Here is a 25,619-nt window from a genome sequence, read left to right as displayed (position 1 = left end):
CCTGCAGAGGGGCCGCTCTCCACAGATGTGGTCGGACCCGGGTGCCGGGGAGCCGGGAGCCGCAGGCTGGGGTGGTGGGAGGTCTCGGCGCGGCGCTCGCCGACCTCGTGCTCCCGCGCACCTGCGCGGGCTGCGGCGTGCCCGGCCCGGCGCTGTGCCGGCGGTGCGCGGCCCTGCTCGGCGCACCGCGCGAGGCGACGCCGCGCCGGCTCCCGCCGGGCATGCCGCCCACCGTGGCCGCAGGCGCCTACGCCGGGCCGGTCCGCCCCGCGGTCGCCGCGTTCAAGGAGCACGGCCGCGCGGAGCTCGCCGGCCCGCTCGGGGCGGCGCTGGCCTTGGCCGTCGGCGTGCACGCGGTGCTGCTGCCCGGCCGGCCGGTGCTGCTGGTCCCGCTGCCGCCGACCCGGACGGCGCTGCGGGCGCGCGGCCGCGACTGCGTCCGGGAGCTGGCCGCGGCCGCCGCCGGCGACCTGCGCGCCGCGGGGGTGCCCGCCGGGTGCGTCCGGCTGCTGACCCGGACCGGGCGGGTGCGGGACTCCGCGGGGCTGTCGGTGGCGCAGCGGCGGGCCAACCTCGCCGGCACCTTCGGCGTCCGCCCGGTCCGGCTCCCGGCCGGGGCGGTGCTCGTGGTCGTCGACGACGTCGTCACCAGCGGCGCGACACTCACCGAGGCGGCCGCCGCGCTGGCCGCGACACGCCCGGACGGTGACACGCCGGTGCTGGCCGCCGTCGTCGCCGCGACGCCCCGTCCCGGCCCCCGGCCGGTCCGCGCGACGCCACCTGGGTGCTTCCCGGACGGCTCCCCGAGGGCGTCGCGGGAGTCCCGCTGATCGACTGTCCGGCCCACGTGACAGCGACTAGCGTTGCATCGATCACACCCGATGACCGGGAGGTCTGATGGAGATCGTGGTCCGTGGTCGCAACGTCGAGGTGCCCGAGCACTATCGGCAGCACGTGGAGGACAAGGTCGGTCAGCTCGAACGGTTCGACGGCAAGCTCTCGCGCATCGACGTCGAGTTGTTCCACGAGAAGAACCCCCGCCAGTCCTCCAACTGCCAGCGCGTGGAGATCACCCTGCGCGGCAAGGGACCCGTGGTCCGCGCCGAGGCCGCGGCGCCGGACTTCTACGCCGCCCTCGACCTGTGCTGCGGCAAGCTCGACAACCGGCTGCGGCGGGCGAACGACCGCCGCCGCGTGCACCACGGCCGGCGCACCCCGCCCAGCGTGCGGGTCGCCGGTCCCACCGCCGCGCCGCTGGAGACCCCGGCGCTCGGCATCCCCGACGTCGAGCAGCAGTTCGCCGGGGAGCCCCTCGTCACCGACCTCGACGAGCACCTGCCCGGCCGGATCGTGCGGGAGAAGCACCACCCGGCCGTGCCCATGACCGTCGACCAGGCCCTGCACGAGATGGAGCTCGTGGGCCACGACTTCTTCCTCTTCCAGTGCGCCGACACCGGCCAGCCGACCGTCGTCTACCGGCGGCACGCGTTCGACTACGGCCTGATCCGGCTGGTGGAGCCGCCGCTGGGCACCGGGTCCTCCCACGTCGCGGCACCGGCCGAGCCCGCCGCCGTCCCGCGCTGACCGTCCCGGAGGGGCCGTGCCGTGCCGGCGCGGCCCCTCCGCCGTGTCCGGGCGCGGGGAGGGCCGGTCCTCAGTCGGCGGCCAGCCGGCCGAACAGCACGGCGTCGGCGCGGGTGCCGTCGCGCCGCGGCAGGGCCGAGCGGACGACGCCCTCGCGGGTGAACCGGGCCCGCAGCGCCACCGCCTGCGAGGCGGGGTTGTCCACGTCGACCACCAGGTGCACCCGGGGCGCCCCGTGGGCGAACGCCCAGGCGGCCAGACCGTCGGTGACCTCGGTGGCGTAGCCGCGCCGCCGCGCCCACGGCGCCACCGAGTACCCGATCTCCGGGCCGAGGTGCCGCCCGCCGAACACCAGCCCCGCCGTGCCGACGAACTCGCCGTCGGCCTCGGCCACCACCGGCAGCCCGGTGCCCTCGGCGCGCTGGCGCACCACCGTGTCCACGAACGCGCGGGCGTCGGCGAGCGTGTAGGGCACCGGCGCGGCGCTGATCCAGCGCTGCGTCTCCGGGTCCTGGGTGGCGCGGTGCACCGCGCCGGCGTCCTGGGGGGTGAACGGCCGGAGGACCAGCCGGGCGGTGCGGACCACCTCGGTGGTCAGGTCGATGCCGGTGAGCTCCACGGGATCAGGGTCGTGCATGTCCGGTGGTCTGTCTCGGTTCCGCCCCGGCCCCTGCAGGGGCCGGGGCGGGCGTGCGAGCGGTGGGGGCAGGGGGTCCTCCTGCCGAGCCTGGGAGGGGTGGGAGGACGGGGTCCTTCCTCAGGCGTTGCCGAGCACCCGGTCGACCGAGATCTCGACGACGACCCGCGCCGGGTTCTCCCGCGGCTGCCGGTACCGCCGCGCGTAGCGGGCCTCGGCGTCGGCCACCGCGGCCGCGTCGTCGCGCACGACCGCCGTCCCCTCGAGGGTCAGCCACCGGCGCCCGTCGACCTGGCAGACGGCGACCCGCGTCTGCCCGGCGCGGACGTGCCGGGCCTTGGCCGAGCCGCCGGAGGTGATGACGCGCGCGGTGCGGGTGTCCGGGTCGTAGGTGACGCCGACGGGGACCACGTGCGGGCTCCCGTCGGCGCGCAGCGTGGTCAGCGTGGCCAGGTGGCGCTCGGTCAGGAAGGCGAGCGCGCCGGGCCCGAGGGCGGCGGGGTCGGTGGCCACCCGGCGGAGGGTACGTGCGGCGTCCCCGGGGTGCTGGCCGCGCCGCCTACGCTGGTGTCGTGGTGTTCTCGAGAATCCTGCGAGCCGGTGAGGGCAAGATCCTCCGACGACTGGACCGGATCGCCGACGCGATCGAGTCCCTGGAGGGCGACGTCGCCGACCTCACCGACGCGGAGCTCCGGGCGAAGACCGACGAGTTCAAGCAGCGGTACGAGGACGGCGAGACCCTCGACCAGCTGCTCCCGGAGGCGTTCGCCGTCGTCCGGGAGGCGGCCACCCGCACGCTGGGCCAGCGGCACTTCCGCGTCCAGCTGATGGGCGGCGCCGCGCTGCACCTGGGCAACATCGCCGAGATGCGCACCGGTGAGGGCAAGACCCTGACCGGCGTGCTGCCGGCCTACCTCAACGCCCTGACCGGCGAGGGCGTGCACGTGGTCACGGTCAACGACTACCTGGCCAAGCGCGACGCCGAGTGGATGGGCCGGGTGCACCGCTTCCTCGGCCTGTCGGTGGGCACGATCCTGTCCGGCGAGAAGCCCGCGCACCGCCGCGAGCAGTACGCCTGCGACATCACCTACGGCACGAACAACGAGTTCGGCTTCGACTACCTGCGCGACAACATGGCCTGGTCCAAGGCCGACCTCGTGCAGCGCGGCCACCACTACGCGATCGTCGACGAGGTCGACTCGATCCTCATCGACGAGGCCCGCACCCCGCTGATCATCAGCGGCCCGGCCGAGTCCGCCGGCAAGTGGTACGTGGAGTTCGCGCGCATCGTGCCGCTGATGAAGCGGGACGAGCACTACGAGGTGGAGGAGGCCAAGCGCACGGTCGCCGTCACCGAGGAGGGCGTCGAGTTCGTCGAGGACCAGCTCGGCATCGACAACCTCTACGAGGCGGTCAACACCCCGCTGATCGGCTACCTCAACAACGCGCTGAAGGCCAAGGAGCTCTTCCACCGCGACCAGCAGTACATCGTCAGCAACGGCGAGGTGCTCATCGTCGACGAGTTCACCGGCCGCGTGCTGGCCGGCCGCCGCTACAACGAGGGCATGCACCAGGCCATCGAGGCCAAGGAGAAGGTGCAGATCAAGGACGAGAACCAGACCCTCGCCACGATCACGCTGCAGAACTACTTCCGGCTCTACGACAAGCTCTCCGGAATGACCGGCACCGCCCAGACCGAGGCGGCCGAGCTCTCCCAGACCTACAAGCTGGGCGTCGTCCCGATCCCGACCAACCGGCCGATGGTCCGCGAGGACCGCTCCGACGTCGTCTACAAGACCGAGAAGGCCAAGTTCGAGGCGGTCATCGACGACATCGCCGACCGGCACGAGAAGGGTCAGCCGGTCCTCGTCGGCACCGCGAGCGTCGAGAAGTCCGAGGTCCTGTCCAAGCTGCTGCTGCGCCGCGGCATCCCGCACGAGGTCCTCAACGCGAAGAACCACGCGCGGGAGGCGGCGATCGTCGCCCAGGCCGGGCGGCTCGGCGCGGTCACCGTGGCCACCAACATGGCCGGCCGTGGCACCGACATCCAGCTCGGTGGCAACCCCGAGTTCATCGCCGACGAGGAGCTGCGCGCCCGCGGCCTGTCGCCGTCGGAGACCCCGGAGGAGTACGAGGCCGCCTGGGACGAGGCGCTCTCCGCGGCCAGGGACCAGGTCAAGGCCGAGCACGAGGAGGTCGCCGAGGCCGGCGGGCTCTACGTGCTGGGCACCGAGCGGCACGAGAGCCGCCGCATCGACAACCAGCTGCGCGGCCGGTCGGGCCGGCAGGGCGACCCGGGGGAGTCGCGGTTCTACCTCTCCCTCGGCGACGACCTCATGCGCCGGTTCAACGGCCCGATGCTCGAGTCGATGATGACCACGCTGCGGGTCCCCGAGGACCAGCCGATCGAGTCGAAGATGGTCTCCCGGGCCATCCGCTCGGCGCAGACGCAGGTCGAGCAGCAGAACTTCGAGGTCCGCAAGGACGTCCTCAAGTACGACGAGGTGCTCAACCGGCAGCGCACGGTCATCTACGACGAGCGCCGCAAGGTGCTCGACGGGGAGGACCTGCACGAGCAGGTGCAGCACATGCTCGACGACGTCGTCCGCGCCTACGTCGACGGCGCCACCGAGACCGGCTACGCCGAGGACTGGGACCTCGAGCAGCTGTGGACCGGCCTCAAGTCGCTCTACCCGGTGGGCCTGGACCGCCAGGAGCTGATCGACCGGGTGGCCGACGGCGAGCAGGCGGCCCTGACCGCCGACGTGCTGCGCACCGAGCTGCTCGAGGACGTGCACCGCGCCTACGCGGAGCGCGAGGCGGCGCTGGGCTCGGAGGTCATGCGCGAGCTCGAGCGGCGGGTGCTGCTCTCCGTGCTGGACCGCAAGTGGCGCGAGCACCTCTACGAGATGGACTACCTGCGGGCCGGCATCCACCTGCGCGCGATGGCCAACCGCGACCCGGTCGTGGAGTACCAGCGCGAGGGCTACGACATGTTCACCGCGATGCTCGACGGCATCAAGGAGGAGTCGGTCGGCTTCCTGTTCAACCTGGAGGTCAAGACCAGGGAGCAGCAGGAGGCCGAGGCCCGGGCCCAGCAGGCCGAGGCCGAGGCCAAGGCGCTGGCCGCCGCGCAGGAGGGCACGGCCCGCGTGCTCGCCCGGCAGCGGGCGGCACAGGAGGCCGCGGCCCGCGCGTCCGCCGCGCCCGCTCCGACCGCCGACGGCGCTGCGCCTGCTCCGGCCCCGGCCCCTGCCCCTGCCCCTGCTCCGGCCGCTGCCTCCGCTGCCGACGACGGGGCCGCGCCCGTGTCGATGGCCAAGCCGTCCGGCGGGCCGGCGGCCCGCCGCTCGACCGGCGCCCCGGCCGGGCGGCCCACCGCCCGCAGGAGCGGCACCCGGCCCGCGGCCCCGGCGACGCCCGAGGCGGAGGCCCCGGCGCCGTCGGGCACCGGGCCGCAGCTGGCGGTCAAGGGTCTCGACGAGCCGCGCCGGCAGGAGGACCTGAGCTACTCGGCGCCCTCGCTCGACGCCTCGCCGAAGGAGAGCGGCCCGGCCAAGGCGGCCAAGACCGCCACGGTCACCGGGACCAAGGAGCCGGCCCGCAACGCGCCGTGCCCCTGCGGCTCGGGCAAGAAGTACAAGGTCTGCCACGGGGCTGCCGGTCGCTGACCGCTCCCGCGCACACCCCGGCGCCCCGCCGACCCCCGTGGTCGGCGGGGCGCCGTCGTCCCGGGATCAGGTGCGGGATGAGGGTCTTCCCTGATGTGCGGAGCGGGGGAGGCGAGGAGCCTGGCCGCATGCCCGGGACCGTCCTCGCCCCTCCACCCGACCGGGTGGGGACGCGGGCCCCCGCGGCCCCGGCGCCGACGCTGCCCGACCGGCTCCGCAGTGACCGCGTGCCGGCGCAGTTCGTCCGGTTCGTGCTGGTCGGCGGCTCGGCGAACGTCGTCTACGCCTGTCTGTTCCTGGCGTTGTCCGGGCTCGGGGACCAGCCGGCCAACCTCGTCGCGGTGGTCGCCTCGACGGCCGTGGCCAACGAGCTGCACCGCCGGCTGACCTTCCGCGCCGGCGACCGGGTCGGCTGGGCGACGGCGCAGTGGGCCGGAGGGGGGATCGCCGTGGCCGGGCTGGCGACCTCCAGCCTCACGCTGGCCGCGCTCGACGCCTGGACGGTCTCCGCCGGTCCGCTGGCGTCGGTGCTCGCGGTCATCGCGGTCAGCGGCGTGGTGGGTCTCGCCCGGTTCGTCGGTCTCCGCTGGGTCCTCGTGGTCCGTCCGGGCGCGGCGGCCCACCCGACGCGGGTGCGGACCTGACCGTCAGCCGATCGACAGGGCGGTGCACCGCCAGCGGCCGTCGATGCCCTCCAGCCGGGCGGCCACCGCGTGCGCGCGGCCGGCCCGCCGTGCCACCGCGCTGACCTCCGCCACGCCGTCGACCGGCTCGCACACGTGCACCGGGCCGAGCAGCAGCGGCGCGCTGCCGGCGGCGCACCAGACCGGTCGCCGTCCGGCGACGAGCGCCGCGTGCACACCGGGGGAGGCGAGCCGCTGCACCTGGGACAGCGGCCGGCGGCCGGCCAGCGCCTCGAGCACGGTCGTGAACAGCAGCCGCCCGGTGGCGCGGGGGTCGGGGAGGTCGGCCCGTACCGACCAGGCCGGGCCGAAGAGGTCCGGCCTGCGGCGGCGGAGTCCCTCCGGCGCCGGCCGCGGACCGGGCCGGTGCGGCGGACGGGGTGGCGGCGTGGCGGGGTCGACCAGGGCGACGGCCGGTCCGGTCAGCGGCGGGTGCAGCGGCGGGACGAGGCTCAGCCGCAGGGTCCGCAGCGGCGCGGCGGTCGGCGGGACGGGGTGGGTGGACACGGTCACGGGAGCTCCCGGGGTCGGGTCGGGGTGGGGGCGACGGGGGCCGGGGGAGCGGCCGGACGGGTTCGGCGGGGTGCGGCCCTCACGGCGGCGGGCGCAGCACCTGACCGGGCAGCAGCAGGTCGGGGTCGGGGCCGATGACGGCGGCGTTCGCCGCCCACCAGCGGCCGACGGCGGCGGCGGTCGCGGAGTCGGGGGGCTCGGCGCCGGTGCGGGCGCGCAGGTCGGCGGCGGCGATGGTCCACAGGCACTCGCCGCGCAGCACGACGTGCTCGCCGGGAGCAGGCATCGGCCAGTCGGGCACCGCGGGAGCGGGGACGGGCGCCGCGGGGGCGGGGGCGGGCGCCGGCCAGTCCGGGACGGCCAGCGGGGCCGGCGCGCCGGCGGTCGCGACGACGACGGGCCCCGCGGTCGCGCACCCGGTCAACGCCGGCGCCGTGACCAGGCCGACGCCGAGGGCGAGCGCGGCGGCCCGCCGGCCGGACGCCGGGACCACTCGGCGCAGGAGGACGCCAGCGGCGGCTCCGGCCAGGCCGGGCAGCGCCGACAGCGCGGTGAGCGCCAGCCCCAGCGCGCCCCAGGCCCAGACGGCCCAGGCGGCGGCCGCGACCGCGTCGAGCAGCAACGCCTCGGGACCGGCGGTGTCGACAAGGGCCTGCAGGTCGCCGCCGCTGCGCAGGAGAGCGGCGAGGTCCGGGGTGAGCGCACGCAGCCCGGCGGCCAGCGCGGCCATGACCGCCGTCGTGACGACGAGTCGACGTGCCGACACGAGCCCTCCTTGCGTTGACGTCGGCGTACTGAAGCAAGCAAACGCGATCAAACGCAAGAGTCCTTGTGGATCTAGGCTCGGTGACGTGCGCTGGCAGCAGCTGTTCGCCGACCTGCAGGCGGAGTTCGAGGCGGCCGCGGTGGCCGAGGAGCGGGCCGAGCTCCCGTCCCGGTCCCGCGCGGAGGTCGGGGCGCTGCGGCTGGCGGACCGGCTCGGCGGAGCCGTGGGCGGACACGTGTCGCTGCGCTGCCGCGGCGCCGGGGAGGTGGCCGGCCTGCTCACCGGGCTGGGGCCGGACTGGGCGCTGCTCGACGACGGTTCCGGGCGGGAGGTGCTGGTGGCGCTGCCGGCCGTCGTCACGGTGTCCGGGCTGGTGCGGACCACGGCCGCCGCCGCGCCGCCGTCGGCCGTCCGGGCCGCGATGGACCTGCGCCGGGCGCTGCGCGGGCTGGCGCGCGACCGCAGCACCGTGGCCGTCGTCCTCGACGACGGCGGGGTGCTGACCGGGACGGTGGACCGGGTGGGGGCCGACTTCGTGGAGCTCGCCGAGCACGCGGCCGACGACTTCCGTCGGGCCGGCGCGGTGCGCGGCGTGCGGGCGGTGGTGCTCTCGGCGGTCGCCGTGGTGCGGACGCTCGCGCCCGGCGCCGCCTGACCTCAGCGGGTGCGGCGCCGTCCCCGGGCGGGCGCCTCGCCGGCCGGGACCTCGTCCCCGGTGGCCTCCGCGCCGTCGGCCGCGACCTCGTCGGCGGGGGGCACCGCGCCGGCGCGGGCCTCGGCGTACTTCTGCTGGATGAAGCGCTCCAGCTCGTCGACCTCGACCCGCCACTGGCCGCGGCCGCCGATCTGGATGGCGATCAGCTCCCGCCGCCGCACGAGGGCGTAGGCCTGCGACCACGAGACGTTGAGCGTCTCGGCGACGTCGTCGAGGGTCAGGAAGCGCGGTGTGGGCATGGGGCTCTCCGTCCGGTCCCCGCCAGTCTGTCAGGAACGCACTCACCCGCACGTTTCCCGCCCCCACCCGAACGTGTGGACAACCGGTGCACGCATCCGCATCCGTACCGCATCATCTGCGTCCGACCGAGCCTCGCCGTGCCGGTCGGGACGGACGCCCGCCGGTCGGCGGGCCGCCGGGGGATGCCCGGCCAGCGGAGGGAGGAGCGCCCGGTGAGCGCTGCGACGCGCACGGTGCCGGCGGGCCCCGCCGCGGAGACGCCGGCCGGGCCGGTGCCGCGCCGCGTGCGCCCGCCCCGCTGGCTGGACCTGCGCCTGGTGCTCGGCGTGCTGCTCGTCCTGGGCTCGGTGCTGCTGGGAGCCCGCGTGGTCACCGCCGCCGACGCCACCGTGCCCGTGTGGTCGGTGACCGCCGACCTCGCCGCCGGCACCGTGCTCGGCCCCGAGGACCTGGCCGCCGTCGACGTCCGGCTCGGCGACGCCGCCGGCGCCTACCTGTCCACCGGCACCCACCCCGCGGGCCGGACCCTCGCCCGGGCGGTCCGGACCGGCGAGCTGCTGCCCCGGACCGTGCTGGAGGAGCCGGAGGACCTCGTGCAGGTCGCGCTGCCGGTGCAGGCCGGCTACGTGCCGCCGGGCCTGGCCCGCGGCTCGGTCGTCGACGTCTACGGCGTCACCGACCCGGCGGGCACCGCGACGGGGGAGGGCGTCGTGCTCGTGGTCGGCTCGGCACCGGTGCAGGCGGTCAGCGGCCGGGCGGACGGCGTCCTCTCGACGACGACCACGACCGTGCAGGTGGTGGTCGGCGTGGCCGCCGACGAGGCACCCGACGTGCTGGCCGCGATCGGCGGCCGGCCGCTGGTGGTCGTGGTGCACGGGTCCGTCGACGACACCCGTGCGCCCACGGTCCCCCGGTCCCCGGCCGCCACCTCGTCGTCAGCCGCCACCTCGTCGTCGGCGCCGACCTCCTCGTCGCCGCCTGGGACCCCGACACCGGGCCCGAGTCAGGCTCCCGTGCCCGTCCCGCCGGTGCAGCCCGCCCCCGCGCCGGTGGCGCCCGCGGCGCCGCCGGTGGCCGTCGACCCCGCGGCCGGTGCCCCCGCCGCGCCCGCCGCCTGATGGCGCTGCAGGTCGTCACCGCGGTCACCGGCGCGCCGTGGGAGGCGGCGCTGGTCGGTGCGCTCGACCGCGCCGACCACGGCGTCACCGTCGTGCGGCGCTGCGTCGACGCCTCGGACCTGCTGGCCACCGCGGCCACCGGCACCGCCCAGGCCGCGCTGCTGTCGGCCGACCTGCACCGGCTCGACGGCGACGCGGTCGCCCGGCTGGCCGCCGCGGGGGTGGCCGTCGTCGGGCTGGCCGACCCCGGGGACGAGCACGCCGGCGACCGGCTGCGCGCCTTCGGCGTGGGGACGGTGCTGCCGGCCGACGCCCCGGCCGAGGACGTCGTGCGCGCGCTGCGGGACGCCGTCGCGGGCGGGCCGGCGGCCGGGCGCGACGTCGCCGACCCGCGCGCGGCGCTGCCCGCCCCGGCGCTGCCCGGGCAGGAGCCGGAGGAGCAGCGGCCCCCGCGGGGCCGGGTCGTGGCGGTGTGGGGCCCGACCGGCGCGCCCGGCCGGACCACCGTCGCGGTCGGTCTCGCCGACGAGGCCGCCCGCCTCGGCGTCCCCACGCTGCTGGTCGACGCCGACGTCTACGGCGGCGTGGTCGCCCAGGTGCTCGGGCTGCTCGACGAGTCGCCGGGACTGGCCGGGGCGGCGCGGCAGGCGGCGGCCGGCACGCTCGACGACGCCGCGCTCACCCGGCTGGCCTGGTCGGTCCGCCCGCACCTGGCCGTGCTGACCGGGCTGGCGCGCGCCGACCGCTGGCCCGAGCTGCGGCCCGCCGCGGTCGCCGCGGTGCTCACGGAGGCGCGGCGGGCGGCCGACCTCGTCGTCGTGGACTGCGCGTTCAACCTCGAGGAGGACGAGGAGCTGTCCTTCGACACCGCCGCGCCCCGGCGCAACGGCGCCACGGTGACCGTGCTCGAGTCCGCCGACGACGTCCTCTGCGTCAGCGGCGCCGACCCGGTGGCGCTGCAGCGCACCGTCCGCGCCCTCGGCCAGCTGCGCGACCTGCTGCCGGAGGTGGAGCCGGCGGTCGTGGTCAACCAGGTGCGCCGCGGGCCGGTCCCCGGGGACCCGCGCGAGGAGATCGCGGGCGCCCTCGAGCGCTTCGCCGGCCGCGGGGTCCGCGCGTTCCTGCCGGCCGACCGCCGCGCCACCGACGCCGCCCTCGCCTCCGGCCGGACGCTCGCCGAGGTGGCCCCCGGCTCCCCGCTGCGCGCCGCCCTGCGGTCGCTCGCCGCCGGGCTCGCACGGGTGCCCGGGCCCTCCGCGGGCCGGCGCGGCCGCCTCCGCCGGAGGGCCGGGTGACGCCGCCGTGCCGGCCCGGTGCCTCCCCGTCCTGCAGGTGTGCCGGCCTCCGCCCCCGACGTACGGTGGGCTCCCGATCCGGAGGAGGACGATGGCCGAGCGGCTGAGCACCCTGGACGCGTCGTTCCTCTACCTGGAGGACGACGGGGTGCCGATCCACGTCGCCGGAGTCCTGGTCCTGGAGCCGGTCGAGGGCGGTCTCGACACCCTCGCCGAGCTGGTCGAGGCGCGGCTGCCGCTGGTGCCGCGCTACCGGCAGCGGATCGTGCCGGTGCCGGGCCACCTGGCCAACCCGGTGTGGGCGGACGACCCCGAATTCGACGTCGCCTACCACGTCCGGCGGTCGGCGGTGCCGCGCCCGGGCACCGAGGCGCAGCTGCTCGACCTGGTCTCCCGGGTGACCTCGCGCCCGCTGGACCGCGGCCGGCCGCTGTGGGAGATCTACCTCGTCGAGGGCCTGTCCGGCGGCCGGGTCGCGGTGGTCACCAAGACCCACCCCGCGCTGGTCGACGGCCTGGGCGCCGTGGACATCGCGCAGGTCCTGCTCGACCCCTCGCCGGACGCGCCGGTCCCGTCGGCCGACGACTGGGCGCCGCGGCGGGTGCCCGGCCCGGTCGAGCTGGTCCGCGACGCGCTCGGGGACTACGTGCAGCGCCCGACGGCGGTGCTCGAGACCGCACGGTCGGCGGTCGGTGACCTGCGCTCCACCGCGGCGCGGGTGCGGGGCGTGGCCGGAGGGCTGGTGCGGGCGGCCCGCTCGGCGGTCGTCCCGGCACCGCACGGCCCGCTCGCCCGCACGCTGGGCAACCAGCGGCGGGTCGCCGTCGCGCGCGCCGACCTCGAGGACCTCAAGGCGATCCGCAAGGCGCACGGCGGCACGATCAACGACGTCCTGCTGACCGTGCTCAGCGGCGCCCTGCGCGACTGGCTGCTGTCCCGCGGCGAGCCGGTGCTCGGCTCGACCGCCGTCCGCGCGCTGGTGCCGGTGTCGGTGCAGGGCGAGGAGCAGGACGCGCCGGGCAGCAGCGTGGCGGCCTACCTGGTCGACCTGCCGGTCGGGGAGCCCAACCCGTGGGTGCGGCTGGCCCGCCTCAGCTACGCGATGCGCGGGGTGACCGGCTCGGGCCGCTCGGTCCGCGCCGACACGCTCGTCGCGCTGACCGGTTTCGCCCCGCCGACGCTGCACGCGCTCGGTGCGCGCGCGGCCCGGGGGCTGTCGCGGCGGATGTTCAACCTCGTCGTCACCAACGTCCCGGGCCCGCAGGTGCCGCTGTACGCCGCCGGCAGCCGGATGCTGGAGGTGTTCCCCGTGGTCCCGCTCGTCGGTGGGCAGGGTCTGGCGGTCGGCATGACCAGCTACGACGGGCACGTCTACGTCGGGCTCAACGCCGACCGGGACGGCGTCGGGGACGTGGACGTGCTGGCCGACCTCGTCGAGCAGGAGGTCGGGGCGCTCGCCGACTCCGTGCGCTGACCCGGCGGCGGACCCGCGCCGGGGGGTGCGGGATACGGTCGCCTTCCCCGACAGGAGAGGAGCGGCCGGGTGCGGATCTACCTGCCGGCGACGACGAGCGTCCTCCGCACGCTCGTGGACGAGGGCCGGCTGAGCGGTCCGCACACCGGCTTCGCGGTCACCCCGCGGCTGCGCGACCACTACGCGCTCAGCGACGCCGCGGCCGACGTCGAGGAGCTGGAGTACGCGGCGCTGCTCGCCGCCGCCCGGGCCAGCCTGCGGCTGGTCGACGTCGACCCCACGGCCGCCCGCCGCCGCGTGGTGCTCGCCGCCGACGTCCCCGACGGCGCGGTCACCGAGATCGACGACCCGGACACCGACCCCGGCGCCGTGCGGGTCACCGCCGACGTCGCGCTCGCCGACGTGGCCAGCGCGCACGTCGACGGCGCGGAGGCCGAGGAGGACGTGCGCGCCGCGGTCGCCGTGGTGCTCGAGGCCGACCTCGGCAGCGAGGAGGCGCAGTTCGTCGTCGACCAGGCCGAGGGGCACGAGCTGGCCTGGTACGCCACGCAGGAGATCGGCCCGGCGCTCGACCTGCTCTGACCGGCCGGTCACGGGCCCGCCCGCAGCGTGCGGGCGACCTGGACCCGCTGCGGGTTCCCGGCGGTGACCAGCCAGCCCGACCCCGGCCGGACCGGCACCGGCGTCCGGGGCAGCCGGGTGCCCAGCAGGTCCGCGTCGCCGGGGCCCGGGCACAGCAGCAGGCCGCTGCGGCCGCGGCGCAGCTCGGCGACCGGGCCGCGGAAGGCGGGGGAGAGCTCCCCGGCCGTCCCGGCGGCGAGCACGAGCACCTCGCCGTCGGTGCGGTCGCCGCCGGTGAGGGCGGTGCCCACGGGTGAGTCGGCGAGCGTCCCGGCGTCGTCCAGCAGCACCGCGCCCGGGCGCCCGGCCAGGCCCGCGCACCACGCCCGCCAGCCGGCGACGTCGTCGGCGGGGAGCACCGGCAGCCCGTCCGGCGCGGACCGGCCGCCCCGGGCCACCCGCACGACGGGGACGCCGACCGCCGTCAGCGTCGTTCCCAGCGCCGCCAGGGTGCTGGTGCGGCCGCTGCCGGGCGGGCCGACGACGAGCAGCCCGCCGGTGCGCAGCAGGTCGACGGTGAGCAGCTCCCCCTCGTCGCCGCCGGGACCCAGCGGCACGCGGCGGAGCAGGTCGGTGCCCTCCCCGGGAGGCGGCTGCACCGGCGGCGGGTCCGGCGGCAGCTCGGGGACGACCAGCGGCCCGGCGCCCGGTGGGGCGGCCGGCGCGGTGCGGCACAGCGGCCGGGGCAGCGCGAGCTGGCACTCGAGCGCCTCCTCGCCCAGCAGCGCCCGGCCCGGCGGGCGCGCGCCGGGGACCGCGCGGACCGGCACGCCGGCCACGGCGTAGTCGGCGCGGTCGAGCAGCGGGAGGACCAGGCGGGTCCCCGCGGCGGCGGCCAGCCGTCCCCCGGGCACGGCGCGGTCGGCGGTCAGGACGCAGGTCAGCACGGCGGCGCCGCCGTCGCGGACCAGCCGGAGGAACTCGGCCGCGCCCTGCCCCGGGACCGCCTCGTCCAACTGCGCCAGCAGTGCGTCCACCCCGTCGACCAGGAGCAGGACCGCCGGGGCGTCCGCACCTCCTCCGGCCCGCCGCCCGGCGACCTCCCCGGCCAGCCGGGACACCAGCCGGACGGTGCGCAGCGCGTCGCCCCCGCCGACCACCGTCCCGGTGTGCGGCAGGCCGGCGGCCTCGGCGGCCAGCGCGCCACCGGCGTGGTCGAGGACGTGCACGTGCAGGCGGCCGGGGGACAGCCGCTCCACGGCCTCGGCGAGCACCGTGCGGAGCAGTGTGGTGCGGCCGCTGCGGGGACCCCCCACGGCCAGCCAGCCGCCGCCGCGGTCGAGGTCGAGCAGCAGCGGCTCGCGCGCCTGCCGGTCGGGGCGGTCGACGAGCCCCAGCACCAGCCGCGTCGGAGGGCCGCCCGCGACGGGGAGGTCGCTCGTCCTCAGCTCCTCCGGGAGCGCCGGCTGCCAGGGCCGGTGTGGCCTCCGCGCGCCCGACGCCGCGGCGTGGCCGGTGGTCGCCGCGGTGACCCGGGCGAGGTCGGTCGGGCCGGCGGGCGTCCCGGGCGCGGTCCCCGCCGGGGGCGCCGGCCAGCACCAGCGGGTCACCGTCGGGTCGGCAGCCGCCGCGGGGCCGAGCGACACCCGTGCCGCCTGGAACGGGACCGGGCGGCCGCTGCCGGTCCGCAGGTACCCGCGGCCGGGACGGTCGGCCGGCACCGTCGCGGCGACCCCGCTGCCGAGCACGTCGCGCGAGTCGGCCTCGTCGGTGGTGCGCAGGCACAGCCGCAGCGAGCAGTTGGCCCGGATCTCGGGGGACACCACGCCGCCGGGGCGCTGGGTCGCGAGCACCAGGTGCACGCCGAGGGAGCGGCCCCGCTGGGCGATGCCGACCAGGCCGGTGACGAACTCCGGCAGCTCCTCGGCCAGGCCCGCGAACTCGTCGACGACGATCACCAGCCGCGCCAGCTCCACCTCCGGCGGGAGCGCCGCGAGGTCGGGGACCCCCGCTGCGGCCAGCAGTGCCTCGCGGCGGGAGAGCTCCGCGGTCAGCGACCGCAGCGCCCGGGCGGTGGCCGCGCCGTCCAGGTCGGTCACCAGGCCGACGGTGTGCGGCAGCGCGACGGCCTCCGCGAAGGCGGCGCCGCCCTTGTAGTCGACCAGCAGGAACGAGCACCGGTCGGGCGGGTGCGCCAGCGCGAGCCCGGCCACCAACGTCTGCAGCAGCTCGGACTTCCCCGATCCGGTCGTCCCCGCCACCAGGGCGTGCGGCCCGTCCCGCACCAGGTCGACCTCGGCTGCGCCGTCCGCGGTCACGCCCAGCCGGGCGGTGAGCGACGACCGCGTGGCCGACCACGCGCCCGGCACCTCCCCGGCGGGCAGGTCCCGGCCGTCCGCGAGCAGGTCGAGCAGGCGCACGGTGCGCGGCAGCCCCGCGCCCTGCCGGGCGGGCGCCAGGGGAGCCAGGTCGCGGGCCAGCCGTGCCGCGGCGGCGAGGGGCAGCCGGTCGACGACGACGTCGGCGGGGAGCGCGCCGTCGCCGAGGCCGAGCCGCCCGGTGTCGCCGGTCTCGCCCCCGACCTCGAGGACGGCCGGGACGCAGCCGCCGAGGTCCTCGCCGCGGCGGGCGAGTGCCAGCAGCACCGCGCCCCGCTCGCGGCACCGGCGCAGGAGCTCCGCGAGCGCGGGGTCGACGGGCCGGTCGACGACGAGGACCGGCGTCCCCTCGGCGTCCCCGCACCCGTCGGCCAGGCCGGTCAGCCACGAGGGCAGCGCCGGGTCGGCTCCGGACCCCGGGAGGTGGACCGATACCGCGCCCGCCGGCAGGTGCGGCAGCCACCGCGCCCAGGACCAGTCGGCCGCACGCCCGGCGGAGGCGAGGACCGCGACGTCGACGTCGCCGGGTGCGGACAGGGCGACCAGCTGCGCCAGCAGCCCCCGCACCACCCCCAGCGCGGGCTCCCGCGGGCCGGTCACGGCCAGGCCCCCGGTGTGCCGCAGGTCGACGGTCACCGGCAGGTCGGCCGCCGCCTCGGGCAGCCGCCGGCCCGCCTCGACGCGGACCACCCGCGTGGGGCCCGCGCCGGTCCCCACCCGCACGGTCAGCGCCGCCGCGTCCCCGGGGCGGCGGGACCACAGCAGGGTGGTCCGCCGGCGCGCCGCGGCGGTCAGCGCCGCCAGGTCGGGAGCGGCCGCCCGCGCCGCCCGGACGTCGGCCCGGACCGCCTCGGCCAGCCGGGCGCGGGCCTCCCGCACCTCCCCGGCGTGCGCCGCGGCCGCCCGCCGGCCGGTGCGCGACCCGCTCCACCGGTCCGACGCCCAGCTGCCCACCGCCACCAGCGGGCCCAGCAGCGCGAAGAACAGGAAGGTCGGTGCCGACAGCACCAGCGCGAGCGCGACCCCGGCGACCGCCGGCAGCACGACGGCCACCCAGCCCAGCCGGCGCCGCGGTGCGGCAGCGGGCGGGTCCGGCCACGCCACCTCCGCCTCCGGGCGGTGCGCGGGCGGCGGGACGCCCGGGCGGACGAGCCGGCGGCCGCCCGGCCCGGGCCGCAGTGCCGCGCGCCCGTCCCGTGGTCCGGTGACGGTCACCGAGCTCGCGCCCAGCCGCAGCACCGCCCCGGGGCGCCACGGGTGCGCCGCGCAGTCGAGGTCGGCGTCGTCGAGCCGGCTGCCGTTGGTCGAGCCGAGGTCGGTCACGGTGATGCCGCCGGCGCCGACGTCCAGCGCGACGTGCCGGCGGGAGACCCCGGGATCGGGGAGGGACAGCGTGGCGCCGGCGCCGCGGCCGAGCACGTGCCGGCCGGTGGCCAGCGGGACGGCGGTGCCCGCGGCGGGCCCGCCGACCACGTGCAGCTCCAGGGGGCTGGCGGCCGGCTCGCCGGACGGGGGGACCGGGCGGCCCAGGCCCAGGACCGCGCCGTGGACCAGGCGGTCGTCGGTGAGGAGGAGCTCCCCGGGCAGCCGGGTGCTGCCGGACCACAGCCCCGCTGCCGCGGTGCCGAGGGCGGCGGTCAGCGGGACCAGCACGGTGTCGAGCCGGGCGTCCTCGGGGGCGCGGACCTCGACGTCGACGGCGCCGTCGGGGCCGACCACCGTCCAGCAGCGGGCCTCGGCGCCGGCGGGGAGGGGAGCGGACACGGGCGCGACGCTCCCGGCCGCGGGCCGGCCGCGGTGCCCGCCGGCCCGGGTTGTGGACGGGGCCGGGGCTGTGGACGGCGTCGGCGCCTCCGGGACGGGTGCGGCCTAGCGTCCGCAGCCACCCGGGAGGGACCCGGGACGGACAGGAGGAGCCATGAGGGTCGACATCGGGACGCTGCAGTCGATGGCCGGGCGGTGCCAGGCCGAGGCGGCCGAGACCGCCGCGCGGCACGCGACGCTGTCGAGCACGGTCACGAGCTCGGTGCTCGACGGCTGGACCGACAGCCAGGCCGCGGTGCAGTTCAGCGCGCTCTACGAGCAGTGGCGGGTCTCGGCCCAGGGGGTGAGCGACGCACTCACCGGCATGGGCGGGCTGCTCACCGCGGTCGCCGCGTCCTACCAGCAGCACGAGGCGGACGTGGCCGCCCGCATCGGTGCGCTGATCTGACGCCGGGTCAGCCGGGTGGTGCCGCGGCGGACAGCGTGGCGGCCCGCCCGGGCTGCAGGCGCCGGCGCACCGCGGCGACGGCCTCGGGTGCCCGCTCCCACGGCAGGATCGACAGGATCGCCACGCAGTGCGGCAGGAAGATGATCCGCAGCCCGCCGAACACCATGAGGTGGAAGCCCAGCAGGAACACGACGAGGGCGACGCGGGCCCGGTCGGACCGGACGAGCAGCATCAGCGGCGCGGCGAACTCGAACACGAGCATCACCCACTGCACGGTCACCAGCAGGCCGGGGACGTCGAGCGTCCAGTCCGACAGGGCGGTGCCCCGGCGGATCACCGCACGGGTGATGGTCGAGCCGGTCGCCCAGTCCCAGCCGCCGAAGCGCATCTTCGCCCAGGCCGCGAGGAAGTAGGTGAGCATCACCGTCACCATCACGGCGGCCATCGCCCAGCCGGCGGCCTCGGACCGGCGGCGGTCGCGCCAGCGGACCCGGCCGATGGTGGGCAGCACGGCGAGCGCGACGAGGTAGGCGATGCGGTCGTGGTCGACCTTGCCGTAGCTCATCGCGATGACCATCCACTCGAGGTAGAGCACGAACACGGCCGTGCCGAGCAGACGGGGGGCGCGGCCGGTGGCCGCGGCCAGGGCGGTGAGGACCAGCCCCCACTGCACGACGTGGACGACGGTCGACGTCGGCGTGGGCAGGTGCAGCACGCGGGCGATCTCGAGGGGCTGGTACCAGACGGTCGGCACCTCGGCGTGCGCGCGCACCCAGGCGGTGGTGAGGAAGACGTCGACCGGCACGAACAGGTAGGCGATGGTGCGGAACACCGCGACGCGGGCCAGCGGGACCGGGCGGGTCCAGAAGCCGCGCAGGCCGCGGACCGCGGAGACGAGGGAGGTGACCGGTGAGGAGCTCACGCGCCGGCCCCCAGGTCCTGCTCGACGAGGACGCGGTCGGTCCACGCGCCGGTCGGCTGCCCGTCGGCGAGCTCGAAGTGCCGCTGCACCACCTGCACCTCGACGAGGTCGGGGGCGTCCGGGTGCCGGCGCGCGTAGGTCTCGGCCAGCGTCACCAGCAGCACGGGGTCGTCGACCAGCCGCGGGAGCTGCCCCTCGAACTCGGCCCGGCGCAGCCCCACCTCGCCGCCGGACAGGCGCACCTCCTCGCCCTCACCGGTCAGGCCGACCACGCGGGTGGAGACCACCGGCGCGTTCACCTCGGCGCGGGTCGAGTACATCTTGAACGGGCCGAACGGGAACGAGGCGTCGGTGCCCCAGACCGTCCCGGCGAGCAGCAGCGCGAGGACGGCCAGGGAGGCAGCGAGGCGGACGCGGCGCCCGCCGGTGGAGAGCCTGACGACGTCCGCCTCCGCGGGGTCGCCGGCGCGGGACGGCTGGACCACCCGGGCATCGTAGGATCGGCGCCCGTCCAGATGGGTCACCGACGCCGCGTGGTGGGCAACTGGCCTGCCCGGCCCGGGACGGCCCCTGCGCCCGCGCACGACGTCGGCACCGTCCACCGCACGACGACGTCGGAGGAGCGCACATGCAGTTCGGTCGGTACTACGAGGAGTTCGAGGTCGGGGCGGTCTACAAGCACTGGCCCGGGAAGACCGTCACCGAGTACGACGACCACCTGTTCTGCCTCATCACGATGAACCACCACCCGCTGCACCTGGACACCCACTACGCGGCGGAGACCACGGACTTCGGCAAGAACGTCGTCGTCGGCAACTACGTCTACTCGCTGCTGCTCGGCATGAGCGTGCCCGACGTGTCGGGCAAGGCCATCGCCAACCTGGAGATCGAGTCGCTGCGGCACGTGGCGCCGACCTTCCACGGCGACACCGTCTACGGCGAGACCACCGTCCTGGACAAGACGGAGTCGAGGTCGAAGGACGACCGCGGCGTCGTGTACGTCGAGACGATCGGCTACAAGCAGGACGGCACCGTCGTCTGCGTCTTCCGGCGCAAGGTCATGGTGCCCAAGCGCTCCTACGGCGAGGCCCGCGGCGGCGAGCAGCCCGGCCGCCCGGAGCCGAAGCCGCGCCCCTGAGGGCAGGGGGCGCTGCCGGACCGGTCAGGACGGCAGCGCACCCCATCCGCGCAGCGTCGCGACCAGTCCCGGCGTGCAGGCCAGCCGGCCGAGGTCGGCGGCGCCGGCCCAGGTGACCGCGTCGGCGTCGTCGCCCGGGACCGGCGTCGCGGCCGGGGCCTCGAGGGTGCAGGCGAAGTCCACGACGTCGTAGACGACACCGTCGCCGGGGACGGTCACCCGGCCGACCTCCGCGCCGACCCGGACCGCCAGCCCGGTCTCCTCGCGCACCTCGCGGGCGACCGCCGCGGGCAGCGTCTCACCCGGCTCCACCCGCCCGCCGGGCACCGACCACAGCCCCCGACCGGGGGCGTTGCGCCGGCGGACCAGCAGCAGCCGGCCCTCCCCGTCGAGGACCACGGCGCCGACGCAGGCCTGCACCGGCAGCCGGTCGCCGGGGGAGTCGGGAGCCACGACGGCAGGCTACGGCCGGGACCGCGGCGGGACGGCCCGGCCCGGCGGCACGGCGCCGTCCGCCAGCGCTTGACGTCAGCCCCGAGTGACAGGACGGTGTCTTGCGATGAGCGCCTCCCCGGTCTGTCCCCGCTGTGGCGAACCACTGGTGGTGCGCCCCGGGGACTCGGCGGTGGCCTGGTGCCACGTGCACGGCGCGGTCACCCCGCTGCACCACACCACGCTCATCGCCCACGACGCGATCGCGGCGGTGACCGCCGACGCCCGGGTGCCGGCGTGGGTGCCCGACCCGGTGCCGCCGGGCTGGTCGGTGACCGGCCTGGCCTGGGGCGGGGAACCCGGGGCGCGGGCGATCGTCGTCGGCTGCGCCGGCCCGGCGCCGCTGGGCGGGTCGGCGGAGCTGGTGCTGGTCGCCGAGGAGCCGGGCATGGGCGTGGGCTGCGGCTACGCCGGCCTGCCGGGCCTGGACCCCGGCGACGTCATCACCGGCCCCTCGTCGGCGTCGGTGGAGGCCGCCGGCCAGCACGCGCCGCTGTGGGCGGTGCCCACCTCCGACGACCGGGCCGCCTTCGTCGGCGAGGCGTTCGGCGTGTGGCTGTGGCTGGTGATGTGGCCGATGTCGGCGGCCTGGCTGCTGGCCGAGGAGATGCGCCTGCTCGACCTCCGCGAACGGCTCTACCCGGACCTTCCGCTCGGCCCGCCCAGCGAGCACCTGCTGCCGGGGGACTGACCCGTCCGTCCGCCGCCCGGCGTGTCCCGGCGGAGGGCACTGGGGCCTGTGTTACCCATGGGGCCGGCCTCCGGGCCGACCCGCGCGGGCACGTCGTCCGCCGGTCCGAGCGGATCCCCCGGGGGTGGCGGTGAACCTGAAGAAGGTGCTCGTCTGGCTGGCGGTGGCCTTCGTCGTGTTCTACGTCATCCAGCGCCCCGAGGCCTCGGCCGACGTGGTGCGCGGCGCCGGGGAGGCGCTCGGCAGCGCCGCGTCGTCGATCGCGGCCTTCGTCGGCTCGCTCGTCTGACCCCGCCGTGAGCGGCCCGGCCGGCGGCCGCCCGCCGCGGTGGGCCAAGGACGCCGCCAAGTACCTGCTCCCCGGTGAGCAGGCGGTCGTGGCGACCCGCCGGCACTGGGCGGTGCTGCTCTGGCCGGGCGCGAAGGCGGTCGCCGTCCTGCTCACCGGGCTGTGGGTGCTCACCCTCGACCCGGACAACCGGGTCAGCGCGAGCGTCGGGCTGCTCGTCGTCCTCGGCGCCCTCGGCTGGTTCGCGCTGCGGGCCGGCGAGTGGTGGATGCGGCACTTCATCGTCACCCGCCGCCGCGTGCTGCTGACCTCGGGGATCGTCGCCCGCACGGTCAGCCTGCTGCCGCTGCGCCGGATCACCGACCTGACGTGGAAGGAGACCGTCCCCGGGCAGCTGCTCGGCTACGGCACCTTCCGGTTCGAGTCGGCCGGCTCGCAGCAGGCGCTGTCGCAGATCACCCACCTGCCGCGCGCGGACCTGCTCTACCGCGAGGTGAGCGAGCTGCTGTTCGGCGGTGACGGGGGCGGCGCCGCGGCCGGCGACGACGAGGGCAACCCGGACGACAACGGGCGCCCCGCCGCGGCGCCGCCCCGGCACGACACCCAGCCGATCCCGCGCCTGCCGGGGGCCTGAGCAGCGCGCGCCCGCCTGGGGGAGGCTGGACGCCGATGCGCATCGACCTGCACACCCACTCGTCGGTCTCCGACGGCACCGACACCCCGGCCCGGCTCCTGGCCGCTGCCCGCGCCGCCGGCCTCGACGTCGTCGCGCTCACCGACCACGACACGACCGACGGGTGGGCGGCGGCCGCCGCGGCCCGGCCGGAGGGGCTGACCGTCGTCCCGGGCCTGGAGCTGTCCGCGCGCTGGTTCCCCGCCGAGGGGCGGCCGGTCAGCGTGCACCTGCTGGCCTACCTGTTTGACCCGGACCACCCGGAGCTGGCCGGCGAGCTGCGGCGGCTGCGCGAGGAGCGGCTGACCCGCGGCCAGCGGATGGTCGCCGCGCTCGCCGCGGCCGGTTACCCGGTGGAGTGGCAGCGGGTCCTGGACTCCAGCGGCGGCGCGGTGGTGGGCCGCCCGCACGTGGCCCGGGCGCTGGTCGAGGCGGGCGTCGTCGCGTCGGTCGACCAGGCCTTCACCACGCTGCTGCACCAGGGTGGCCCGTACCACGTGACCAAGGCCGACACCGACGTGCTCGAGGGCATCCGGCTGGTCCGGGCGGCCGGCGGCGTGCCGGTGTTCGCCCACGGCCTGGCGACCCGGCGCGGCCGGGTGGTCGACGACGCCGCGATCGCCGCGATGGCCGACGCCGGGCTGGTCGGCCTGGAGGTCGACCACCCCGACCACGACCCGGCCCAGCGCGAGCACCTGCGCGGCCTGGCCGCCGACCTCGGGCTGCTGGTGACCGGGTCCAGCGACCACCACGGCGCGAACAAGGCGACGCCGCTCGGCGCGTGCACCACCGACCCGGAGCAGTACGAGGCACTGGTGGCCGCGTCCACCGGCAGCGTGCCCCTGGCCGACCGGGGCGCCGTCGCCGGTTAGCGTGGCCGGGTGAGGCAGTCCGACGGCGCACAGCTCGAGATGCCCGGCATGCCGCGCCGGCTGTTCCCCGCGACGCCGAGCAAGCTGGCCACCTTCGCCGACTGCCCGCGGCGCTACCGCTTCGCCTACGTCGACCGGCCGACGCCGCCCAAGGGCCCGCCGTGGGCGCACAACACGGTCGGCTCCGCCGTCCACGCCGCGCTGCGCTCGTGGTGGGACCTGCCGCGGGCCCGCCGCACCGCCGTCGCCGCCCGGCAGCTGCTCTACGGCGTCTGGTCGGCCAACGGCTTCCGCGACGACGAGCAGGCCGCCCGCTGGCGCGCCACCGCGGCCGGCTGGGTCACCGGCTACGTCGAGGCGCTGGACCCCGCCGAGGAGCCGGTCGGGCTGGAGCGGCAGGTCTCGTGCACCACCGAGCGGCTGGCGCTGACCGGGCGGGTCGACCGCATCGACCAGCGCGGCGACGAGCTGGTCGTCGTCGACTACAAGACCGGCCGGGTGCCCAGCACCGACGACGAGGCGCGCGGGTCGGCCGCGCTGGCGGCCTACGTGCTCGGCGTGCGGCGCACGCTGCGCCGGCCGTGCAGCCGGGTCGAGCTGCACCACCTGCCCAGCGGGACGGTCGCCTCCTTCGAGCACACCGAGCGGTCGCTGGCCAACCACGTGCGCCGGGCCGAGGACGTCGCGGAGGACATCGCCGTCGCCACCCGGCGGGTGGAGGACGGCGTGCCGCCGGACGAGGCGTTCCCCGCCGTCCCCGGTCGGCAGTGCGGCTGGTGCGACTTCCGGCCCAGCTGCCCGGTGGGGCAGGCGGCGACGCCGCCGCGGGAGACCTGGAGCTTCCTGCCCGCCGACGACGACGCGGCGGGGGCCCAGGCGCGAGAGGGCTAGGCGCCGACCTCGACCGCGCCCGCCGTCCGCTCGAAGGCGGCGCGCCGGATCGGGGAGTGCCGGGCCCGCTCGGGCAGCGCGAGCATCCCGGTGCGGAACGCCCGCAGCGCCGCCGTCGCCGCCGTGTCGGTCAGCGTCAGCCCGGGCAGCGAGGCCATCCGGCGCGCCCATGGCGGCAGGGTGGCCACCGCCAGCGACGCCAGCGACCCCCAGGCCGGCCGGGCCGGGGTCAGGAACTGCACCCAGCGCGGCATCGGCGGGACGACGAGGAAGCGCCACGCCTCCCGCCCGGCCGCGGTGAGCGTGAGCTCGGGCCGGAGCCGCTCGAAGTAGCCGGCGAGCGCGGCCACCGAGTCGGGGACGTCGGCGGGGTCGATCCCGATGAGCTCGGCGGCGGTCACCTGCTCGGCCACGTACCGGTCGGCCTCCGCGGGGGTGACGACGCCGACGCGGCGGGCGACGTCGAGCAGCGAGTCGACCTCGCAGTTGTGCACCCACAGCAGCAGGTCGGGGTCGTCGACGCGGTAGGTGCGGCCGGTGGTCTCCTCGGTGCCGCCCAGGCGCCGGTGCACGCCGCGGACCCGCCGCACCGCGCGGACCGCCTCGCGGCGGGTGCCGAAGGTCAGCGTGTCGACGTACTCGGCAGTGCGCACCAGCCGCTGCCACGGCGACGCGCGGAAGACCGAGTTGCGGGCCACCCCGTCCATCGCGACCGGGTGCAGCGCCTGCAGCAGCAGCGCGCGCAGCCCGCCGACGCTGTAGACCGGGTCGGCGTGCACCCGCCAGGTGACGCTGTCGGGCCCGAAGAACCCGAGCAGGTCCTCCTCCGTCGTCCAGTCGCGCGCCGAGGGCCGGGCGCCGCTCACCGGGTCCCCTCCGGCACCGAGGACCAGAACGCCTCGAGCACCTCGAGCGTGCGGCGTGGGTTCTCGACGGCGGGGGAGTGGATCGCGCCGTCGATGACCTCGTGCCGGGCGCCCAGCCGGCGGGCCATGTCCGCCTGGACGTCCGGCGGCCAGGCGTCGTCGGCCACGCCGTGGGCGACCAGCACCGGCACGCCGGTGCTGGCCAGCTCGGCCACGCGGTCGGGCTCGGTGGTCATCGCGTCGGCCATGCCGCGCAGCCCCGCCGCGGTGTTGCGGAGGAACCGGCGGGCGTAGAACGCGCGGGTGGGGGCGGGCACCGCCTGGGCGCGCTCGTCGGTCATCGCCAGCTGCTCGAGCGTGGCGTGCACGGCGGGGACGCCGCCGGAGTCCAGCAGCGGGCCGAGGTGCTCGAGCAGCTCGGCGCGCCGGCCGCCCAGCCGGGCGGGGCCCGACCCGAGCAGGGTCAGCGAGCGGAAGGCGGCGGGATCGGCGAGGACGGCGCCGCGGCCGACCAGCCCGCCGAAGCTGTGCCCGAGCAGGTGCGGGGTGCCGGTCTCCTCGCGCAGCAGGGAGGCCACGGCGACGACGTCGGCGGCGAGTTCGGCGACCGAGTAGGCGGCGGGGTCGTCGGGGCCGGGGGACTCGTACTGCCCGCGCTGGTCGATCGCCACCACCCGGTAGCCGTCGGCGGCCAGCGGCGCGAGCAGCGGGGCGAAGTCCTCCTTGCTGCCGGTGTACCCGGCGACCAGCAGCACCGTGCCGCTGGGCCCGTCGCCGCCGGTGTCCAGCGCGGCCAGGGGCCCGGCCCGCCCGGGGAGGGTGCGCGCCGTCGCGTCGTGGTCGGCGAGCTGGCGCAGGTCGTCGGCGGCGATGGCGAGGTCGGGGCTGTGCGAGGTGCCGGGCAGGACCATGGTCCCCAGTGAACCTCGCCGTCGGCG

At 77.5% G+C, this 25,619-nt stretch carries 27 protein-coding genes; 16 read left to right on the top strand and 11 right to left on the bottom strand.

Going from position 1 to position 25,619, the window contains the following annotated elements:
- Positions 1–74 precede the first annotated feature (74 nt).
- Positions 75–830, top strand: a complete 756-nt coding sequence (locus ACI8AB_RS15930) for a ComF family protein (RefSeq protein ID WP_456950896.1) — start codon at positions 75–77, stop codon at positions 828–830.
- Between the two features lie 67 nt (positions 831–897).
- Positions 898–1,584, top strand: coding sequence for a ribosome hibernation-promoting factor, HPF/YfiA family (hpf, locus tag ACI8AB_RS15925; RefSeq protein ID WP_387991522.1), 687 nt, complete (start codon positions 898–900; stop codon positions 1,582–1,584).
- 70 nt (positions 1,585–1,654) lie between these two features.
- Here the strand turns inward: hpf and ACI8AB_RS15920 are convergent, their stop codons facing one another.
- Positions 1,655–2,203 carry a GNAT family N-acetyltransferase gene (locus ACI8AB_RS15920; protein ID WP_456950895.1) on the bottom strand — a complete coding sequence of 183 codons (549 nt, stop codon included), beginning with the start codon at positions 2,201–2,203 and terminating at the stop codon, positions 1,655–1,657.
- Positions 2,204–2,341: 138 nt separating this feature from the next.
- A complete protein-coding gene (locus ACI8AB_RS15915; RefSeq protein ID WP_387991528.1) occupies positions 2,342–2,734 on the bottom strand; it encodes a TIGR03618 family F420-dependent PPOX class oxidoreductase in 393 nt (130 codons plus the stop codon).
- A gap of 59 nt (positions 2,735–2,793) precedes the next feature.
- On the opposite strand from ACI8AB_RS15915, the gene secA reads away from it, so the two are divergent.
- Positions 2,794–5,892, top strand: coding sequence for a preprotein translocase subunit SecA (secA, locus tag ACI8AB_RS15910; RefSeq protein ID WP_456950894.1), 3,099 nt, complete (start codon positions 2,794–2,796; stop codon positions 5,890–5,892).
- A gap of 128 nt (positions 5,893–6,020) precedes the next feature.
- Positions 6,021–6,536: a GtrA family protein gene (locus tag ACI8AB_RS15905; protein WP_456950893.1), complete on the top strand. Its 516-nt coding sequence runs from the start codon at positions 6,021–6,023 to the stop codon at positions 6,534–6,536.
- A 3-nt stretch (positions 6,537–6,539) separates the two neighbouring features.
- On the opposite strand, the gene ACI8AB_RS15900 is transcribed toward ACI8AB_RS15905, so the two are convergent.
- Together ACI8AB_RS15900 and ACI8AB_RS15895 are read right to left on the bottom strand one after the other, a co-directional pair.
- Complete coding sequence (locus ACI8AB_RS15900; protein ID WP_456950892.1) at positions 6,540–7,088, bottom strand: Rv3235 family protein; 549 nt, start codon at positions 7,086–7,088, stop codon at positions 6,540–6,542.
- A 79-nt stretch (positions 7,089–7,167) separates the two neighbouring features.
- Positions 7,168–7,854 carry a hypothetical protein gene (locus tag ACI8AB_RS15895; RefSeq protein ID WP_456950891.1) on the bottom strand — a complete coding sequence of 229 codons (687 nt, stop codon included), beginning with the start codon at positions 7,852–7,854 and terminating at the stop codon, positions 7,168–7,170.
- A gap of 85 nt (positions 7,855–7,939) precedes the next feature.
- Here ACI8AB_RS15895 and ACI8AB_RS15890 point away from each other — a divergent pair, with 85 nt between their 5' ends.
- A complete protein-coding gene (locus ACI8AB_RS15890; protein WP_456950890.1) occupies positions 7,940–8,509 on the top strand; it encodes a hypothetical protein in 570 nt (189 codons plus the stop codon).
- Between the two features lie 2 nt (positions 8,510–8,511).
- On the opposite strand, the gene ACI8AB_RS15885 is transcribed toward ACI8AB_RS15890, so the two are convergent.
- Positions 8,512–8,808 carry a helix-turn-helix domain-containing protein gene (locus ACI8AB_RS15885; protein ID WP_387991546.1) on the bottom strand — a complete coding sequence of 99 codons (297 nt, stop codon included), beginning with the start codon at positions 8,806–8,808 and terminating at the stop codon, positions 8,512–8,514.
- Between the two features lie 213 nt (positions 8,809–9,021).
- Here ACI8AB_RS15885 and ACI8AB_RS15880 point away from each other — a divergent pair, with 213 nt between their 5' ends.
- The 4 genes from ACI8AB_RS15880 (at position 9,022) to ACI8AB_RS15865 (ending at position 13,278) form a co-directional block, all read left to right on the top strand.
- Complete coding sequence (locus tag ACI8AB_RS15880; protein WP_456950889.1) at positions 9,022–9,927, top strand: SAF domain-containing protein; 906 nt, start codon at positions 9,022–9,024, stop codon at positions 9,925–9,927.
- Positions 9,927–11,222, top strand: coding sequence for an AAA family ATPase (locus ACI8AB_RS15875; protein WP_456950888.1), 1,296 nt, complete (start codon positions 9,927–9,929; stop codon positions 11,220–11,222). Before ACI8AB_RS15880 ends, ACI8AB_RS15875 begins: the two co-directional genes overlap by 1 nt.
- Positions 11,223–11,313: 91 nt before the next feature.
- Positions 11,314–12,696, top strand: coding sequence for a WS/DGAT/MGAT family O-acyltransferase (locus tag ACI8AB_RS15870; RefSeq protein WP_456950887.1), 1,383 nt, complete (start codon positions 11,314–11,316; stop codon positions 12,694–12,696).
- A 69-nt stretch (positions 12,697–12,765) separates the two neighbouring features.
- Entirely contained in the window at positions 12,766–13,278 is a 513-nt protein-coding gene (locus tag ACI8AB_RS15865; RefSeq protein ID WP_387991558.1) for a DUF6912 family protein, read from the top strand.
- A gap of 8 nt (positions 13,279–13,286) precedes the next feature.
- On the opposite strand, the gene ACI8AB_RS15860 is transcribed toward ACI8AB_RS15865, so the two are convergent.
- Positions 13,287–17,399 carry an FtsK/SpoIIIE domain-containing protein gene (locus ACI8AB_RS15860; protein ID WP_456950886.1) on the bottom strand — a complete coding sequence of 1,371 codons (4,113 nt, stop codon included), beginning with the start codon at positions 17,397–17,399 and terminating at the stop codon, positions 13,287–13,289.
- 154 nt (positions 17,400–17,553) lie between these two features.
- Here ACI8AB_RS15860 and ACI8AB_RS15855 point away from each other — a divergent pair, with 154 nt between their 5' ends.
- The gene (locus ACI8AB_RS15855) at positions 17,554–17,847 is read left to right on the top strand and encodes a WXG100 family type VII secretion target (RefSeq protein ID WP_387991564.1); all 294 of its coding nucleotides are present in this window, start codon (positions 17,554–17,556) and stop codon (positions 17,845–17,847) included.
- A 7-nt stretch (positions 17,848–17,854) separates the two neighbouring features.
- Here the strand turns inward: ACI8AB_RS15855 and ACI8AB_RS15850 are convergent, their stop codons facing one another.
- Complete coding sequence (locus tag ACI8AB_RS15850; RefSeq protein ID WP_456950885.1) at positions 17,855–18,769, bottom strand: HTTM domain-containing protein; 915 nt, start codon at positions 18,767–18,769, stop codon at positions 17,855–17,857.
- Positions 18,766–19,254, bottom strand: coding sequence for a hypothetical protein (locus ACI8AB_RS15845; protein WP_456950884.1), 489 nt, complete (start codon positions 19,252–19,254; stop codon positions 18,766–18,768). The genes ACI8AB_RS15850 and ACI8AB_RS15845 overlap by 4 nt, the downstream gene beginning before the upstream one ends.
- A 143-nt stretch (positions 19,255–19,397) precedes the next feature.
- On the opposite strand from ACI8AB_RS15845, the gene ACI8AB_RS15840 reads away from it, so the two are divergent.
- On the top strand, positions 19,398–19,907 hold the full coding sequence (locus tag ACI8AB_RS15840) for a MaoC family dehydratase (protein WP_456950883.1): 510 nt from the start codon (positions 19,398–19,400) through the stop codon (positions 19,905–19,907).
- Positions 19,908–19,931: 24 nt separating this feature from the next.
- Here ACI8AB_RS15840 and ACI8AB_RS15835 read toward each other — a convergent pair whose 3' ends face one another.
- Positions 19,932–20,360 carry an NUDIX hydrolase gene (locus ACI8AB_RS15835; RefSeq protein ID WP_387991575.1) on the bottom strand — a complete coding sequence of 143 codons (429 nt, stop codon included), beginning with the start codon at positions 20,358–20,360 and terminating at the stop codon, positions 19,932–19,934.
- Between the two features lie 106 nt (positions 20,361–20,466).
- Here ACI8AB_RS15835 and ACI8AB_RS15830 point away from each other — a divergent pair, with 106 nt between their 5' ends.
- From ACI8AB_RS15830 to ACI8AB_RS15810, 5 genes are all read left to right on the top strand, one after another.
- Positions 20,467–21,090, top strand: coding sequence for a DUF6758 family protein (locus tag ACI8AB_RS15830; RefSeq protein ID WP_387991578.1), 624 nt, complete (start codon positions 20,467–20,469; stop codon positions 21,088–21,090).
- A gap of 124 nt (positions 21,091–21,214) precedes the next feature.
- Positions 21,215–21,379, top strand: coding sequence for a hypothetical protein (locus ACI8AB_RS15825; RefSeq protein WP_387991580.1), 165 nt, complete (start codon positions 21,215–21,217; stop codon positions 21,377–21,379).
- A 7-nt stretch (positions 21,380–21,386) separates the two neighbouring features.
- The gene (locus ACI8AB_RS15820; RefSeq protein WP_456950882.1) at positions 21,387–22,013 is read left to right on the top strand and encodes a PH domain-containing protein; all 627 of its coding nucleotides are present in this window, start codon (positions 21,387–21,389) and stop codon (positions 22,011–22,013) included.
- 35 nt (positions 22,014–22,048) lie between these two features.
- A complete protein-coding gene (locus tag ACI8AB_RS15815) occupies positions 22,049–22,924 on the top strand; it encodes a PHP domain-containing protein (RefSeq protein WP_456950881.1) in 876 nt (291 codons plus the stop codon).
- 9 nt (positions 22,925–22,933) lie between these two features.
- On the top strand, positions 22,934–23,815 hold the full coding sequence (locus ACI8AB_RS15810) for a RecB family exonuclease (RefSeq protein ID WP_456950880.1): 882 nt from the start codon (positions 22,934–22,936) through the stop codon (positions 23,813–23,815).
- Here ACI8AB_RS15810 and ACI8AB_RS15805 read toward each other — a convergent pair.
- Positions 23,812–24,681 carry an oxygenase MpaB family protein gene (locus tag ACI8AB_RS15805; protein ID WP_456950879.1) on the bottom strand — a complete coding sequence of 290 codons (870 nt, stop codon included), beginning with the start codon at positions 24,679–24,681 and terminating at the stop codon, positions 23,812–23,814. The genes ACI8AB_RS15810 and ACI8AB_RS15805 overlap by 4 nt on opposite strands.
- Entirely contained in the window at positions 24,678–25,592 is a 915-nt protein-coding gene (locus ACI8AB_RS15800) for an alpha/beta fold hydrolase (protein ID WP_456950878.1), read from the bottom strand. Before ACI8AB_RS15800 ends, ACI8AB_RS15805 begins: the two co-directional genes overlap by 4 nt.
- Between the last annotated feature and the right edge of the window lie 27 nt (positions 25,593–25,619).

It is taken from the genome of Geodermatophilus sp. SYSU D00698 (assembly GCF_054050335.1).
The sequence above is the reverse complement of the archived record's forward strand: the minus strand, read 5'-3'. Positions and strand labels throughout refer to the sequence as shown.